The sequence below is a fragment of the Paenibacillus sp. FSL H8-0457 genome, from assembly GCF_038051935.1.
GTDB lineage: Bacteria > Bacillota > Bacilli > Paenibacillales > Paenibacillaceae > Paenibacillus_AQ > Paenibacillus_AQ lautus_A.
Genome location: NZ_CP150293.1, coordinates 3044081 through 3059708, shown reverse-complemented (window position 1 = coordinate 3059708; position 15628 = coordinate 3044081). Strand labels below are relative to the sequence as shown.

Genomic DNA, 15628 nt, shown 5'->3' with positions numbered 1-15628 from the left:
GTATTACTACTCCTCATCCGACACCCGAATCGTGTTACGACCGGAGCGTTTGGCTTCGTATAGCGAGCGATCCGCCTGCTTCAATACCTTCTTCAATTCAGTATCCCACCAAGCTTCTTCTGCTTCCGCATCGACTGTGCCGTTATGTGAGCTTGTCTTCACCGCGGCAACGCCGAAGCTGGCTGTAATCATCAGCGGTCCTTGCGGCGTAGTCATCGGCTGCGCGAGAAGCTTGGCACGGATCCGCTCCGCAGCTGCTGTTGCCTCCGAAGTCGAGTGACCGGGCATGGCAACGGCGAACTCTTCGCCGCCATAACGGGCGAACAGGTCCTCGGCCCGCAGTGTCTTCCGCGTTAATTCGACGATGTGCTGCAGGGCTTGGTCGCCAATATCGTGGCCGTAAACATCGTTGATCCGTTTGAAATGGTCGATATCGAACAGCAGGAAAGCGAGCGGCTCACGATTCCGAACCGCCTGATTCAGAAGGGCGTAACTGAGTTTCATAAAGTGCGAGCGGTTATAGATTCGAGTCAAACCATCGTAGTAGGCCATCTGCCGCAGCTCTTCCTGAAGACGCGCCTTATCAGTTACGTCGATCAGGACGATTAATCGTCCGGCCTCTCGCCCTCTCTGGTTGCGAACGGTAGAAGACCTGATCTGATAATGAAGCGAATGGTTACCTAATTGCCAGCGAATCTCTTCAATGTCGGCTTCTCCCTTATCCGGACCTTCCCGTTCCCCCATACCGAAAATGGGCTCTGCGGTGTGAAGCTGCCACATCTCATGTAACGGTTCTCCAATGGCCGAAGGGCTCAGCTCCGGCATCATGGTTGCCGCAGCCGGATTGAAGTCAACCAAACGGTTGTCCAGATCCAATACGAGGACGCCCTCCCGCATGCTCGAAAAGAGATTATCCCTCGCTATCGGCGCCACATGAAACAAACCCTTGGATGTCAATGCCCAGAGATAAAGGGCCGAGGTCAACGTCATGATGACGGGGATCGGGTCCATACCATCGGGCGTGAGTCCGCCAAGATAGAGAAAATCGCCGATAAGGGGCAGGACAAGACCAACCAGCATCGTGCCCAGCTGAAAGCGGTAGGATGGCATCTTGCGCCAGCTGCAAAGCAGCAGTACGACCCCGCCTATCAAGCAGGCGAAAGTGTAGGCGCCCTGAATGATATACCAGGGTCCGGCTACGATATCCACCTTCAAAGCAGAAACGTCCGGCCGTAATAGAATATCCCGATAATATAGATGATGTAGTTCGTTGGTCATAACAAGCAGCAGGGTTACGACCGGTATGACAAACATTGAAATCAGCAGGCCGGGTCTCAAATATCGTTCCATGCCCAAATAAGTCAGAATGATCAATAAATTAAGGGGCGGCAAGAACGGCATCCCTAGATATTCAAACTTGATCCAGAACTGAATCTCTTGAAGCGAACGGCTGGACAATTCGAGTGCAGCACCGAATGTATAAATCGCGGCCAGCATGCTGAAGATGAAGAAGGTTTTTACCGTTGCAAGCTTCGAGCGTCCTGACAGCACGTAAAGACCCATGATAATGTTCAATACGCCTGCCGTGACGATCAGCGTAATAAGAGCGGAGTAGGGTGTTCCCATTATGTAGGCTCCAAATCTGCGTGTGATGAGTCGGCCATGATCACCGATCGAATCTTATTCCGATCGTACCATAGTACACCTATCGGAACAATGTTCCATCTGTTGGAAGCTTGATACCCGCTGTTGCAAACGATGCGCTCTCGTGAAAGGTACCGCTGACTTCGGTCCTCTTGCCCGACGCTCCTCCATGCGGGATGAATAGCAAAAAGGAACCGCAGGTTCGCGGTTCCTTTTGCTATTTTGATTTTCGGGCTTTCACGATCAAGAAATGAGGATTCGTCATTAATCGATCATACCATTTTGCCATCCAGGCCTCCGCCTCCGGCTTGTCTTTATGCTCTAAGCTCGGCTGCGGCTCGACAATCTCTTCGATGCTGAAACAGGAGGAAGTCACGTTGATGATTTCTTGCATCGGTCTTCGATAGAAAGCGACCTCGACGGGACCGGACTCCGGTTTGTTCCAAATCTCCGTCAATAACTCTCGTGCAAAGTAGTCTTGCCGGTCAAAATGCTTAAAATCCATAAAGGGATGATGCACGGAGAAAATCAAGCTGCCTCCGGGTTTCAGCACCCGCTGAAATTCGCGAAAGGTTGGCAGCCACTCCTCAATGTAATGAAGCGTCAATGAACTTACGATGTAATCAAAAGCTTCATCTGCAAATGGCAGGGCCTCAGTCAGATCGCATGCAGCGATGGTCGCTTCACTGCCCACTCGCCTTTTGCAGGCTTCAATCATCGACGGGCTCAGATCGATCGCCGTTACCCTAGCCCCCCGTTGAATCAACTGCTCCGTATACCACCCGGCGGCACATCCGGCATCCAATACGGTCATCCGCTCCATGTTCTTCGGCAGCATCCCGAGCATGGCCGGCCTCTCGTAAAAGGCATTGTGCCCGCTCTGCGAATCCACATGCCGTTCGTAGTCCCCAGCCAGCTTGCCGTATGCCTTCAAAACCTTCTCCTTCATGGTTCCATAACCTCCATATGTACCTGCTGAATTCCTGGTCCTCTACCATTGCTGCGCCTTATAATCGCACTAACACGTTTGATTGACGATCAGCTTGAGTACAGGGAACAATACGTACGCTCGAAATGGTTGGCCAGCAGATCTTCCTTTCGAATGAAAAATTGCAGTTCCCCCGCATCCCACCAGCAAAAACCGACATCGTCGTCCGAATCGACAGCCAGCAGCAGCACCGTATCCTGAATTTCCTGCTGCGCGCGTTCCGCGCTGCCGCCGCAATACTTGGTGATCTGTTGCATGGCCGCATCCATAGAGTAATTGTACTCCGAGCCGGTTAACAGCATGAGCGCAGCCTCAAACTCGCAGTCGCCGTGCTGGGTAGAAGGGTAGCCAAAGATGGTCCCGATGTCGCCGGAATCCAGGCCCGTCAATTGAAAGCACAGCTCCTCATATGATTCATAATCATGCTCGTCATCTTCGATGAGCTCATCATCCACATAACCGTAATTAGGCGGCTCCAACGTGGCTCGGGCCTCCACACGGTAGCCGGTGAACACCTCATCTAACGCGGTTTCCTCGGGAGCGCGTCGTCGAACCGCTCCCGAACTCTGACCCTCGGGAAGATAGAGCACTCGGTGCTCAATGTTATAGGCGGGTTCATCCACGCCAACGAAGAAATACAGCATTCCGCTTGTCGGCAGCGAGCTAGTGGCGTCCTGGACTGCCACATCCTTCAACTGCAGCTGTGCCAGAAACGTCATCGGTGTTCCCTTCGAATTGAGGGGCCACTCCACCTCTTCGGGAAGATCCGGGTCACCGCCAAAGCGCGAGTTGTTTGACTCGGCATAGTCCTCCAGCTTCTTTTTGGATAATCGTACGCCTTGCCGCGTATGCTCGATTAAATACTCTTCGGCATGTTCGAATTGATGCTCCTTGATGATATCCTGCATTTTGCTCAAATTTTGTTCGGTTAGCTTCATCGTCCGGTTCCTCATCTTTTCATGAATTTTATTCTGCCATGATTACAAAATTGCCCTAGTCTGAAGTCCCCTGTTATTCTTCCTTAAAGAGATCTTCAATGATCGACTTGTCATAGCCATTGGTGATCCTGTAACTCCAAGTATATTTCTTATGTATGCCTCTATTCGGAGAGATTCGGATGATATCCGGTTCCGTATAATGTATTTGAAAGGGCTTGTATTCGACATTAATCCAGATCCAGTACTCCGTCCCCCTTGGGTAATTGTCGGTCCTCCATAACTTCGCGTCGGAGAAGCTATTCATGATGCGCTCGATGGTTGCCGGATCGGTAATTTTTATTCGATTCTCCCCGTACGAACTGCCCCTTTTCTCAATGGTTATATGATCTATCTTCTGTATGTCATGGATCTGATCGCCCATCAACTCCTTGTAGGTCGTTCTGGATTGAACTAATGAAAAGACCGCTCCCGACAATATGATCAACGCCACGATTGCAAAAAAAATACGCCATGACCTGTCACTCATTGCGATACCGCCTTGATTCCCTTTAGGTTACGGGCGATCTCATTCACTTTTTTCATATCCCCCTCCACTTATGCACGTTAATGGCACGGCACTCTCATAATATAAACCCCATCAGCCTAGGTTTAGTTGCCGGATAATTTAACATCTTTTGGTTTGATCTGTCAATCCTCTTTACAAAAGAATGCCGAATCTCTAAATGGACATGAATGTCCTCCGGAATTCATGAAAAAAGCGGCAGACCGAACGCCTATCGTTCAATCTGCCGCGACTACAGCACAAAAAAGCCGCACAAGGTGCGGCTTTCCCGAAATTCATATCCTGTTAAAACCATTAAGCCAGTGCGACGAGCAATCACCCGAAACGTCCAAAGTCATATCGACCTCGATCGAACCGCCGAAGGGTTGGATCTGCGGCTGCTACACGTTCAGCGAGTAGGACGAACGGGCGATCTCCGTGGCTTGAACCATGTTACGAAGGGAGGCAACCGTTTCTTCCTTGCCGCGCGTCTTAAGACCGCAGTCCGGATTGATCCAGAACAGCTTCGGATCCAATACGCGCAGTGCCCGTTCGATCATGCTGGTCATCTCTTCCACGCGAGGCACCCGCGGACTGTGGATATCGTATACCCCGAGCCCAATCCCCAGTTTATACGTATTCACCTCGAAACTATGGATCAGCTCGCCATGGCTGCGCGAGGTTTCGATCGAGATGACGTCGGCATCCATCGCCTCGATCGAATCGATCATGTCATGGAACTCGCAATAACACATATGCGTGTGAATTTGCGTGGTCGGCTGCACCGTGCAGGTCGTCATGCGGAAGGCTTTTACTGCCCATGCGAGATACTCGGCTTGATCTTCTTCCTTCAGCGGCAGCCCTTCGCGAACTGCGGGCTCGTCAACCTGAATCATCCCGATGCCGGCTTGCTCGAGCGCCTCAACTTCCTGTCTGAGGGCATAAGCCAATTGATACGCAATCTGTTCCCTTGAGATGTCCTCGCGTACGAACGACCAGTTCATGATCGTGATCGGCCCGGTCAGCATTCCTTTCACGGGACGGCTCGTCTTCGACTGCGCATATTTCGTTTCTTCTACCGTCATCGGCTGCTCGAATGCCACATCGCCGAAAATAACAGGAGGCTTCACGCAGCGGGAGCCGTAGGACTGCACCCATCCAAACTGGGTGAAGGCAAATCCTCCAAGCTTCTCTCCGAAAAACTCCACCATATCCGTTCTTTCAAACTCGCCGTGCACAAGCACATCCAGACCGATCTCTTCCTGAAGCTTGATCCAACTATCGATCTGCTCGTGAATGAATTGCTCGTACTGCTCGTTATTCCAGTCCCCCTTGCGCCAAGCCTGGCGAGCCTTGCGCACCTCGGCTGACTGCGGGAAGCTGCCGATGGTCGTCGTCGGGAATATAGGCAGCTTCCACTTGTTCTGTTGGGCGACATGACGCTCCTCGAATGGAAGACTGCGAGCCGGATTCTGAGCGCTAACCTCGGCTACAGCTCGCTGAACGTCGAGCCGATTACGCTCTTCCGACTGCTTAAGCGCCTGAAGCGCAAGGTCGTTATGTTCCAGTTCATTGGCGATCCGGGCAGCTCCCGTGGAGATGGCTTTGGTCAGCAGATCCAATTCAATCAGCTTCTCGTCTGCAAAAGCGAGAGCGTCCTTTAGTTCAGGCTGCAATTTCGTTTCCTTGCTTACCGTCACCGGTACATGAAGCAAGCTGCACGAAGACTGCACGATCAAGCGCTCGGCGGCCACATATTTCGTCAGCTCCTCCAATTGCGACAGCTTCTCGCGAAGCGAGGCCTTCCAGATTCCGCGTCCGTCAATGATCCCCGCACCCAAAACTTTGTTCGCCGGAAATCCGGATTGTTGGATGGCTTGCAGATTGCCTTTGTATCCGTGCACGAGGTCAAGGCCGATGCCGCTAACCGGCAGCTGGATGATGTCCTGGTAGTTTTCCACCGATTCGAAGTAGGTTTGCAGCATGATGTTTAGTCCGGGTGCCGAAGCCGCAAACGTTTCATAGATGGTGTTTAATCGCTCCAGATCGGCTTCGCTTAATTTCGTAACCAGGATCGGCTCGTCGATCTGTACCCATTGAACGCCTTCGTGTGCGAGCTCCCGAAGGATCTGAACGTACAGAGGCAGCAATTTATCAAGCCAGGCATCCGTTTCCGAGGCTTGGTAGCCTTTGGACAACTTCAAGAAGGTGAGCGGACCGACAATGATCGGCTTGCCTTCAATGCCGAGCTTCTCTTTGGCCTCCCGATAGGCTGCAAGCGGCCTATTCTCGGTAAGAACCGGAACAGCTCCGTCCAATTCCGGCACGATGTAGTGATAATTGGTGTTAAACCACTTGGTCATTTCACTTGCTGTAGCATCCTTCGTGCCGCGTGCAATCCCATAGTATACAGACAATGGAACAATGCCGCCTTCATATGGGAACCGCTTGGGTACGATGCCGAACATGGTGGCCGTGTCCAGGATATGATCGTAATAACTAAAATCATTGACGGCGATCAGATCAATGCCGCTCTCTTGCTGCTTGCGCAAATGATTCAACCGAATCTCCCGCAGCTGCTTGTGAAACTCCGATTCTTCGAGCTTGCCCGCCCAGAACGCTTCTAAAGCTTTCTTCCATTCCCGATCAGCGCCAATACGCGGATATCCCAGTACACTGCTTTTTGCCATCTAAGTAACACTCCTATACAAATTGTTACAAGAAAGATATCACGTATCGCCCGGTATAGTGTAACTCAAATAAGCTATATCTAGTTATAGCCTGCGGCTATAGCGAGAGAGCTGAGATGATGAATGAAGACCCTCCTTCCTTCTTGCCGATCAAGCGCTTGTCATATGAATGATCTGAAAAGAACCAACACAAAAAACCGCGTTATTACGCGGTTTCTCATGACGGTCTTCCATGCGATTCTATTATTTGAAATAAGATGACTGTGATGTCTATGCCGAATCTCGGATCCAAGCATCCAGCAAACGGAACGTTTCCTTCGCCGAATCGATGATTTCATCGGAATCCTTCAAGCCGCTCGACAGCAGCGCTTCCCGGAATTCGGTCCATCTTGGCTTGGTCTCTTGACCGTATGCGTGGAAATAGCGAATGCCCGACTCGGGACTCACGGGCAAGAACTTCATCAGTTGTTTCGTGATGACTTGGCCACCGAGCGTGGACCCCTCCATCACATAGAGATACCCCCATATTTGCGCAGGCGTGCCCAGCTCGGGCAGCCGGCTGCACAGCGGAAGCTCATTTATTTCATCCTGAGTCATACCCAGATGCATCAGATCTTCTTCCAAATGTTTCGACTTCATCCGAATCGACATATCTAATCCCATATCGTTCACGGCATCCTCTGCCATAACCTTCGTTTCGGCCGGTTTAATGAATCCGTAAAACTTCGCTAAATACGATCGATATTGATCAATCGTCAGGGTCTGGTCGAATGCAGCTTTCGCGTAAGGATTCTGTTCGATTTGTTCATGCTGCGGTGCCGTCTCTTCTCTTAACCGTTCTAAAATCCGTGTGCTCAATGGATAACCCCCTATCATGTTTCGAGCTGTGTTGCTGATCAAAGCACATCTTCAGCAAACCATTAACCGAGGTGTCTGACGGTCGATGAACCCTGCGATAAATATATCATAACGAGATTCATATGAATACATAGCAGGCTCCTCGGTTTCAGTAGCCGGGAACGAAAAGAACGAGAGGCGAACATTATAGGTTGTCTATGCTGTTCAGCACCAAAATCAGTCCCGCAATGCACAAAACCCACGAAAGCACCGATCCGGAGCTCTGGGCGATTTTCAGCCGCAGCTTCTCAAGCGGACGCTGCATCATGCGGCCAAATGCAAGGTGTGCACCGAGCAATAGGAGCGGAGGAAGCACCATGATCACATTATACGCAGCCAGGAGGGGTACCCATTCAACCGGTGTTAGTTGGGCCGATGTCATGAGACCGATCGCCGCAAAATAGGGCAGTGCCGTTGCCACCTCCAGCAGGGACGTGGTGAAACCTAGCCCGATCATCGCCCCGAGGCTTTTGGAGCTTGGACGTCGCGGTTCCGTCGTCTTTTTCGTCGGGACAAAAAAACTGGCTGCAAACAAAACGCCGCCGGTAACAGCCATAACCCAGCTTACCGTTCGATTCTGAAAAATGCCTGTTACGCTCTGAAGAACAGCATACAACCCAGCATCAGTGCGGCACCAACCAAGAAATAAAAGCCTGCCACCGTGAACAAATAGACCCATAATCGGGTGATCAACCGATCCCGCTCCGTCAACAGCAAATAGACCGTTACGCCGAGCGTGGCGGGGCTCAAGGTATCCAGGAGCGACAACGCACCTACGGAGAGCAGCAGTTCCGTTGTCATGATGTCTCCCCCTCTTCGTCTAGTTTTTCTTCCACTCCTGTAGCATAGATATCAAATGCCAGCTCCATAAACTGAAGAAGCTCTTCCTCAATGGGGTACAAGCCCATCTGCTCGGATTGCGAAGGAGATTTGCGGATCTCCCACAATTTATCCACGAAGGGGTCTTCGCCTTCAAAATGCTCCCGGCGTTTTTCATCCATGCGTTTGATGATCCTCTGTACTTCAGGAGAACCGGGTCCGTTCTCCATACGCTTTTTAAGCTGTCCCAGCAGAGCGATCCATTCTAGCGAATCCGGATCTGTGCTGTTCATATTCGGGAGGAGGTCCAGCAGCTCTTCTTCGCGCCTCTCAAACATTTGTTGTCGGAACGCATGCTTTAATGAGGGGTCTCTTCCTGAGAGATGGATCAGCTTCTGAATCACATCCCAGCTTGTCTCCCCTTCCACGGCAATGCTATGCAGGACGGCGCGGAGCGCTGATTCCATTTGGTTCAGCTTGTTTTGTTCATTCTTCACGAAGTCCAACTGATTCATCAAACTGGATGACCAGTTCCATTCCGGGTTCGAAATCATATCCGAAATTTCCTGCAAACTGAAGCCCAGCTTTTTCAGAAACTGAATTTGCTGCAGCTTCTTTAGCTCCTCCTCGCTGTATATCCGGTGTTTACCCGGAGTCTTGGCTGCCGGAATCAGCAGGCCGATCTGATCATAATAGCGAAGCGTTCTTACCGTAATGCCCGTCTGTTTGGACAATTCTTGAATGGGAATCGATTTCATCACCTGCTTTCTTAAGTTCTCCGATAACTCCACTATACAAGATGACGCAACGTCACTTTCAAGTCATTTTCAAAAAAAATCAGGTCCATGCAGATAATAAACAAAAAAGCCCCGGCTTTCGGGCTTTTTCCATACCATGCTGGTTTCATTTCAAGCTGAGGATTTTCGTTCGCGTTATCCCGACCAGATAGAGGACAATGGGAATCACGATCAAGTGGAGGAGCGCATAGCTTGACCACACGTTCTCAATGATATCGGCGACATAAACGGTGTTGATGTATGTATTCCAGGCCACGACGACAAACAGCACGGACAGCGGATAAATTAACGAATTCTGGTCCTTCAGACCGAACACGGTTTTCATGCCTTGAAGAATCGAAAGATACAGCAGAGAAATCTTGATAAAAAAAGTCAGGATCCACAGCGTAATCAATATGCCTTCGACACGTTGAAAGAAGTTTCCTAAGTTAATCGTCTTCGCAAGTGCATATGCCGGAAACGTGCTGTTCTCCGTCTGTTCAATCCCCAAAATTAGCACGCTGAGCAGGACGGTAATGCTAAGGACGAGCCCGCCTGAAGCGGCTCCCCGCATCAATGCCCTCTCCCCTTCCTTCTCTCCTTTGACCAAGGGTAGGAATACCATTAACACAATCAGCTCCTGGAACATGGATGAATGGAATCCGGCCTTAGCCACGGGCATCCAGCCTTCCTCCAGCATCGGCTTGATATGGTTCCAATCGATTTGGGGCATAAGCGAGAGGACAAGGACCATAAACAGAAATACGATCCACGGAAACATCAATTCACCGACGCGGGCCAACAGAATGATGCCCATTCTGGCGCACATGACGGCCGCTATTAAGAACAAGATTTGAATAGCCTCGATCGGGGTCTCCGGCATCATTTCACTGCTCAGAAAAAAGCCCAGGTTGCCAAGCAAAGTACCTGTAAGAATCAAAAAATAAAACAAATAGATCAGCGAGAAGAGTTTGCCCAGCAGCTTCCCTAGCACCTTTTCGTGGATCTCGAAGATCGATTGGCCGGGATAGAGACGCGCAATGGCTATATACAGCACGACCATGAGGAGATTAATGAGCAAACTGAAGAGAGAGGCCATCCACGCATCTTCCCGGGCGGTATGCGCTAATCCGGAAGGCGTAACCAGGATCGAGGTACCGATGGTCAAACCGAATGCCAGTATATAAAATTGCCGCGGTGCGATATCCTTGTATTTGATCACGTATTACCAAACCCTTCCTCATTATGAGATCAATCCGCTCAGGGGCTGCACCAAGGCGCCGATCCAGTCCAGCGGCCTTAAATAAGGCACCTCCATCATATCTCCGATCAAAGCCAGCAAGGTTACTCCCCATACCGCATAGAATACGATGATGTCCCGGATGGAGCGCAGCTTCAGAAGATGACGGGTTTCCGTAACGAGAACGACGGCTAGAAAGAATATGAATAACCAATGCCAATTCACGGCTCATCCACCTTTTGGTTTAAGGGTTGTATGATGGATCCGACCCGGCGGATCGCTACATCGGTGTCCACCCGGATACTCATCGTTTTAAAGCTTTCGCCCCAATGATCCCGGTATTTTTTCCAAACGTCCGGATATTTTCGGTGCAGAACCTCGCCGAATCCAAAAACGTCGGCTCCATAACGCTGCTGGACCAGCCCGATGTGCTTCCGAATATTAGCATTATATTTATCCTCGATGTCCTTCTCCAATTCGTCGATGACGGCAGGTTGACTGATATCAATCGCGCATTGAACGGCATTCACGTCGGCCTCGATCTCCAATTCGGCGGAAAAAGCGGGGGTTCCATCCGCATTGAGCTTAACGTCCAGCGTTGTGTCCGCCCGGTTCACGGCGAATCCGACAATACCATCGTCCGGACATGCAATGAATCCCGTCGTGGTGTCGACTCTATTCAGGACATAATTGACGGCCTTGCTGGGAGGTTCCCCCAGCCATCCGACCAACCGATCCCCCTTGAATACGCCTAGCCCCGTATGCTGTAGAAGCGTGGAAGGATTGATTTGCTTCACGTTCTCCATGGACTGGCCTTCAGCTAAACTGCCGCTTAATTGGACTCCGGATAATACCGGGTCTGACCCGCTGCGCTTTAGCTCCGTCACGAACTGCTGCAAAGTGACTTTCCCCGTCGCCGCCCATTTTTTTTCCGAGATAAGAATGGAGGTATAGAGCGAATTCGCCGGAACATATTCGAATGGCGTAACGACCTCCAGAATCTCCGCAGCTTTTCCATTCTTGGCGACGAGCATAAAGAAATCCGTTCGAAGCTGATGATTCCGGGAGATATAATCGAGGACATCGCTGAGCCCTGACCTGGCCAGATCCTCACCGAATACCAACACGCGAACGTGGGACAGATACGGCATCCGGGGGGCCATGCTCAACATGCGCTGCAGGGCGTCGGGTATGGTTTTGCCGACGGACTTATAGGTCACGGCAGGAAGACTGCCCATCGATCCGCCTTTTTTGGAGCCGGCCTCGGCCGAATTAAGCACCTGAGCAGTAATGGCATACCCATTCTCATGGGTGTCGATGCCAAGCGCCATGACGACGGCCAGCTCATTCAGTTCTTTTCTGCTCCAGCATCCAGGGGTGAAGGTCAAGCATAATACGAGCAGGACTGAAAGTAGTATTTTTCTTTCCAACACGATAACCAGTCCCCTCTGCATGAAATAGAGACTTCGAATGCAAGTCCTCGTTATTTGAAGGCTTATGTCTTGGATTTGGTCAAGTATTTTTTCATGCTGTGACGGGATAATCGCAACAAGGCATCTTTCTGGCTCCGCCATCTTATGGGGGCGAAAGAGGTCATATACGGAACCCCCATGGACTGAAGGCTGCATAGGTGAAGACCTATGATGATCATGCCGATAATCATCCCGTACAATCCGAATGACGCAGCGATTCCCATGAGCCCGAATCGCAAGATCCGAACCGAGATTCCGATATTGAAAGCCGGCAGGGCAAAATTCGCAATCGCCGTCATGGACACAACGATCACCATCGCGGCCGATACGAGACCCGCTTCCACGGCGGCTTGCCCGATGACCAGCGTGCCTACGATGGAGACGGATTGGCCGATCGATTTAGGCAGCCGAATGCCCGCCTCGCGCAGAATCTCGAACGTAATCTCCATGATCAGGGCTTCGATGAATGCAGGGAAGGGAACCCCTTCCCGCTGTCCGATTAAGCTGGTCAACAGGTTGGTCGGCAGCATTTCCTGATGGAACGTGGTAATCGCAATATACAGGGAGGGAGTAAGGAGCGCTATTCCGAAGCACAAGTATCGAAGCAGTCGAACCAAGCTGGCAAAATCCCACCGCTGGTAATAATCCTCGCTTGATTGAAACAGCTGGACGAACAGGGCGGGAACCACCAGAACAAAGGGCGTTCCTTCTAAGAAAACAGCAATGCGCCCTTCCAATACAGCAGATGCAATGACGTCGGGCCGTTCTGAATTATATACCGTAGGAAAAGGACTGTAGCGATGATCCTGAATCATCTCCTCGATGTAATTGCTCTCCAGGACGCTGTCCAGCTTGATTCCATCCAGTCTTCTGCGCAGCTCGTTCAGTACATCGACATCGCATAATCCTTCCATGTACATCACGGCCAGCTGCGTATTTGTGTGCTCGCCGACCGTTCTCTCTTCCAAGCGCAGTTTAGGGCTTTGAATTCTCCGCCGGACCAAAGCCGTATTCTCTCGAAGCGACTCGGTAAAGCCTTCCCTCGGACCTCTTACCACGGATTGCGAGCTGGCTTCCTCCACTCCCCGCTGTTTCAGCGTTTCCGTTCCCACATACAGGGAGGTGGCGGTTCCATCCATGAAGATGATCGTATTGCCGGAGAGCAATTTCTTTTCAACCTCTTGAAAGGTCCGGGCTTCTCCCACTTTTCCCATCGTGATCGTCAGTTCCTGCAGCATTTTCATGCGTTCTTCCGGACGCTGGTCGGGGAGATTCATGAACAGCGGCATATCGGCATGAATCGCTTCGATTAGATAACGGGGATCTCCCATCCCCTCAATATAGACCATGACCGAGGGTATGGCGCCTAGTTGAAGCTCGCGGTAAATAATATCTCCGCTTTGACCGAAGCGGTTCTTCATATCGTCAATAAATAGCGTCAGGGATGCCGGCAAATTTTCTTGCGGGGCTTCGCCCGGCGTTAAGTTCTTCATCATCATGGAAACGACTCCTCGTGCCTACACGGCCAGCTTTGCCCTACAAGGAATTCAAGTCACCTTCAGTTATCTTTTCCTCTACTGTTCCCGGAGTTGGATATATTATGCTTTTTAAGCATTTTGACATAAAAGCGGTATACATTTCTGACATTGGCCTCCTCTTCCAGGGCACATCTAACAAAAAAAGCCGGCCAGAGATTCTCTCTGGCCGGCTTTTTTAACACGATGAACTGAAATTATCCTGTCGCTATGAGCTACTTGTCTTCTCCCTCTTGAACGAAATTAAGCACAGCTTCGTCCACTGCCGCGGTCTGTCCAAGGTCCGGTTGATCTGACAGTTCTGCTTCGCAGCATTCGGGACGGCCGTGCAGTTCAAAAAGAACCAACTCGTTTTCCCCTTTGCGCAGTAAAGGTCCGGGAATATATAGTGCCTTCTGCGGTCCCGCCTTCCAGTACCGGCCGAGATTAAAGCCATTGATCCAGGCGACGCCCTTCGTCCAACCATCAAAGCGAAGAAACGTATCTCCGATCTCTTCCACCTCGAAGCATCCACGGTAAAACCCTGGCAGACCCGCGTCGCCCCTCTCCGGCATGGACGGTTCTTCTTGCCGCGCCTGCCCTTCCTGCGTAACCGGCGTATACGTGAGCGATGACATTTTCTCCGGCTCGAGCGGCAGGGTCCGGATCGTCCAGTCGTACAGGAACTGGTTATCGATTCTCACGCCTTCCGTGATTCCCTTGGGATCGCGAATCAGCGGCCCATAATTGATCCGGCCCATATTCTCGACGAGAATATCCAGCCTCGCTCCGTCTGCGGGTACGGTAATATCCAGCGGTTTTGAATTCCAGCGTTCGACGACCCCAAGCGGGCGACCGTCCAGGAATACCTGGGCGCGATCACGAACCTCCTGAATATGCAGCTGCTGACCGTGCCGCGGTCCCTGGATAAATGTGCTGTACATTATAAAACCATAGGACTGTCCGCATTTTTCCATCGGCTGAATGCACACGCTTTTTATCGGCTCTGACAATTGCTGGAGATTGGTTTCCGTAAACAGGCCGGCCATTTCAGACATGGCAACCTTTCCGTAGGCTGCTTTTGGAACGGGCTCAGGGAAGGCACACCCCGGCGCAAACCCATGCTTGCTGAGCACCCTCCGGACCGCCTCGTATTTCTCCGTTTTATCCCCCCATTCCGTCAAAGGGGCATCATAGTCGTAGCTTGTCGTCGTAGGCTCATAGGCCTGGATGTGATTCGCTCCACTGTAAAAGCCGAAATTGGTTCCCCCGTGGAACATGTACATATTCATCGAGGAGCCCATCTCCAGCATTTCATCCAGTACGCCGGCGACATCCGCGGCATCCCGCACGTGATGGTCCTCCATCCAGTGATCAAACCAGCCGTTCCAAAACTCCATCACCATCAGCGGCTCTTCCGCACGATATTCCCGGTATTTGCGGAAGGATTCTTCAACCCGGGAACCAAAATTCACAGTTGCGTGCACATCGCTAAGCGTCCCACCGAGCAGCATTTCGTCGGTTGGCCCGTCGGAAGTAAAGAGAAGCACGTCGACGCCGCGCCGCACCAGTCCTTCGCGTAAATACTCCAGATAAGCGTGATCGTTGCCGTAACTGCCGTATTCATTTTCAACCTGAACAGCCAGAATCGGCCCCCCGTGCGTGGATAGCAGCGGAACCAATTGGGGGATCAGCTCATCGTAATAATGATCCACTTTGCTCAAATAGAGCGGGTCGCTGCAGCGAAGCCGTATTTCTCCATAACCAAGCAGCCAGCCCGGCAACCCACCAAATTCCCATTCCGCACAGATGAACGGGCTGGGTCTGACGATGACGTGCAGGCCCAGTTTCCCGGCCATTTCGATAAACGATGCGACGTCTGCCATACCGCTAAAGTTAAATTCCCCCTCCTGGGGTTCGTGCACATTCCATGCGATATAAGTTTCAACGGTATTAAAGCCGCAGGCCTTTAATTTTAATAGCCTGTCCTCCCAATATTCAGGGACGACACGAAAATAGTGAATCGCTCCCGATATGATCCGGTACGGCTGTCCGTCCAACAAGTATTGTCCGTTCTCCCATGTCAGCATTCCCATTCAGCTTCCCTCC

At 51.3% G+C, this 15628-nt stretch carries 13 protein-coding genes and 1 pseudogene; 1 reads left to right on the top strand and 13 read right to left on the bottom strand.

Annotated elements, in window-relative coordinates; all coding sequences use genetic code 11:
* Window positions 1–6: 6 nt before the first annotated feature.
* The 4 genes from MHI43_RS13720 to MHI43_RS13705 form a co-directional block, all read right to left on the bottom strand.
* The gene (locus MHI43_RS13720; protein ID WP_036663419.1) at window positions 7–1626 is read right to left on the bottom strand and encodes a histidine kinase N-terminal 7TM domain-containing protein; all 1620 of its coding nucleotides are present in this window, start codon (window positions 1624–1626) and stop codon (window positions 7–9) included.
* Window positions 1627–1861: 235 nt separating this feature from the next.
* Window positions 1862–2593, bottom strand: coding sequence for a class I SAM-dependent methyltransferase (locus tag MHI43_RS13715; protein ID WP_015734924.1), 732 nt, complete (start codon window positions 2591–2593; stop codon window positions 1862–1864).
* Window positions 2594–2682: 89 nt separating this feature from the next.
* Entirely contained in the window at window positions 2683–3570 is an 888-nt protein-coding gene (locus MHI43_RS13710; protein ID WP_036663421.1) for a YwqG family protein, read from the bottom strand.
* A gap of 73 nt (window positions 3571–3643) precedes the next feature.
* Window positions 3644–4096: a hypothetical protein gene (locus MHI43_RS13705; protein WP_015734922.1), complete on the bottom strand. Its 453-nt coding sequence runs from the start codon at window positions 4094–4096 to the stop codon at window positions 3644–3646.
* A 222-nt stretch (window positions 4097–4318) separates the two neighbouring features.
* On the opposite strand from MHI43_RS13705, the gene MHI43_RS13700 reads away from it, so the two are divergent.
* Window positions 4319–4531 carry a hypothetical protein gene (locus MHI43_RS13700; RefSeq protein ID WP_341283270.1) on the top strand — a complete coding sequence of 71 codons (213 nt, stop codon included), beginning with the start codon at window positions 4319–4321 and terminating at the stop codon, window positions 4529–4531.
* On the opposite strand, the gene metE is transcribed toward MHI43_RS13700, so the two are convergent.
* From metE to MHI43_RS13655, 9 genes and pseudogenes are all read right to left on the bottom strand, one after another.
* Window positions 4513–6801, bottom strand: a complete 2289-nt coding sequence (metE, locus tag MHI43_RS13695; protein ID WP_036663423.1) for a 5-methyltetrahydropteroyltriglutamate--homocysteine S-methyltransferase — start codon at window positions 6799–6801, stop codon at window positions 4513–4515. The two genes, MHI43_RS13700 and metE, sit on opposite strands and share 19 nt — an antisense overlap.
* Window positions 6802–7071: 270 nt before the next feature.
* Window positions 7072–7659 carry a biliverdin-producing heme oxygenase gene (locus MHI43_RS13690; RefSeq protein ID WP_036663425.1) on the bottom strand — a complete coding sequence of 196 codons (588 nt, stop codon included), beginning with the start codon at window positions 7657–7659 and terminating at the stop codon, window positions 7072–7074.
* Window positions 7660–7843: 184 nt separating this feature from the next.
* Window positions 7844–8499, bottom strand: a pseudogene (locus tag MHI43_RS13685) (GAP family protein).
* Window positions 8496–9275 carry a MerR family transcriptional regulator gene (locus tag MHI43_RS13680; RefSeq protein ID WP_036663427.1) on the bottom strand — a complete coding sequence of 260 codons (780 nt, stop codon included), beginning with the start codon at window positions 9273–9275 and terminating at the stop codon, window positions 8496–8498. The pseudogene MHI43_RS13685 and the gene MHI43_RS13680 overlap by 4 nt, the downstream one beginning before the upstream one ends.
* 145 nt (window positions 9276–9420) lie before the next feature.
* Window positions 9421–10515: an endospore germination permease gene (locus MHI43_RS13675; RefSeq protein WP_036663430.1), complete on the bottom strand. Its 1095-nt coding sequence runs from the start codon at window positions 10513–10515 to the stop codon at window positions 9421–9423.
* Window positions 10516–10536: 21 nt separating this feature from the next.
* Window positions 10537–10758 (bottom strand): hypothetical protein, encoded by a 222-nt coding sequence (locus MHI43_RS13670; RefSeq protein ID WP_015734916.1) that lies wholly within the window; start codon window positions 10756–10758, stop codon window positions 10537–10539.
* A complete protein-coding gene (locus MHI43_RS13665) occupies window positions 10755–11966 on the bottom strand; it encodes a Ger(x)C family spore germination protein (protein WP_144374229.1) in 1212 nt (403 codons plus the stop codon). The genes MHI43_RS13670 and MHI43_RS13665 overlap by 4 nt, the downstream gene beginning before the upstream one ends.
* Window positions 11967–12028: 62 nt before the next feature.
* Window positions 12029–13504, bottom strand: a complete 1476-nt coding sequence (locus tag MHI43_RS13660) for a spore germination protein (protein ID WP_015734914.1) — start codon at window positions 13502–13504, stop codon at window positions 12029–12031.
* A 251-nt stretch (window positions 13505–13755) separates the two neighbouring features.
* On the bottom strand, window positions 13756–15615 hold the full coding sequence (locus tag MHI43_RS13655) for a beta-galactosidase family protein (RefSeq protein WP_036663433.1): 1860 nt from the start codon (window positions 15613–15615) through the stop codon (window positions 13756–13758).
* Window positions 15616–15628 lie beyond the last annotated feature (13 nt).

What these genes read in the sequence shown, in the direction of transcription:
- MHI43_RS13720 (WP_036663419.1), bottom strand. Translation starts at nt 1,626, where the DNA reads ATGGGAACACCCTACTCCGCTCTTATTACGCTGATCGTCACGGCAGGC.
- MHI43_RS13715 (WP_015734924.1), bottom strand. Translation starts at nt 2,593, where the DNA reads ATGAAGGAGAAGGTTTTGAAGGCATACGGCAAGCTGGCTGGGGACTAC.
- MHI43_RS13710 (WP_036663421.1), bottom strand. Translation starts at nt 3,570, where the DNA reads ATGAAGCTAACCGAACAAAATTTGAGCAAAATGCAGGATATCATCAAG.
- MHI43_RS13705 (WP_015734922.1), bottom strand. Translation starts at nt 4,096, where the DNA reads ATGAGTGACAGGTCATGGCGTATTTTTTTTGCAATCGTGGCGTTGATC.
- MHI43_RS13700 (WP_341283270.1), top strand. Translation starts at nt 4,319, where the DNA reads ATGAAAAAAGCGGCAGACCGAACGCCTATCGTTCAATCTGCCGCGACT.
- metE (WP_036663423.1), bottom strand. Translation starts at nt 6,801, where the DNA reads ATGGCAAAAAGCAGTGTACTGGGATATCCGCGTATTGGCGCTGATCGG.
- MHI43_RS13680 (WP_036663427.1), bottom strand. Translation starts at nt 9,275, where the DNA reads ATGAAATCGATTCCCATTCAAGAATTGTCCAAACAGACGGGCATTACG.
- MHI43_RS13660 (WP_015734914.1), bottom strand. Translation starts at nt 13,504, where the DNA reads ATGATGATGAAGAACTTAACGCCGGGCGAAGCCCCGCAAGAAAATTTG.
- MHI43_RS13655 (WP_036663433.1), bottom strand. Translation starts at nt 15,615, where the DNA reads ATGGGAATGCTGACATGGGAGAACGGACAATACTTGTTGGACGGACAG.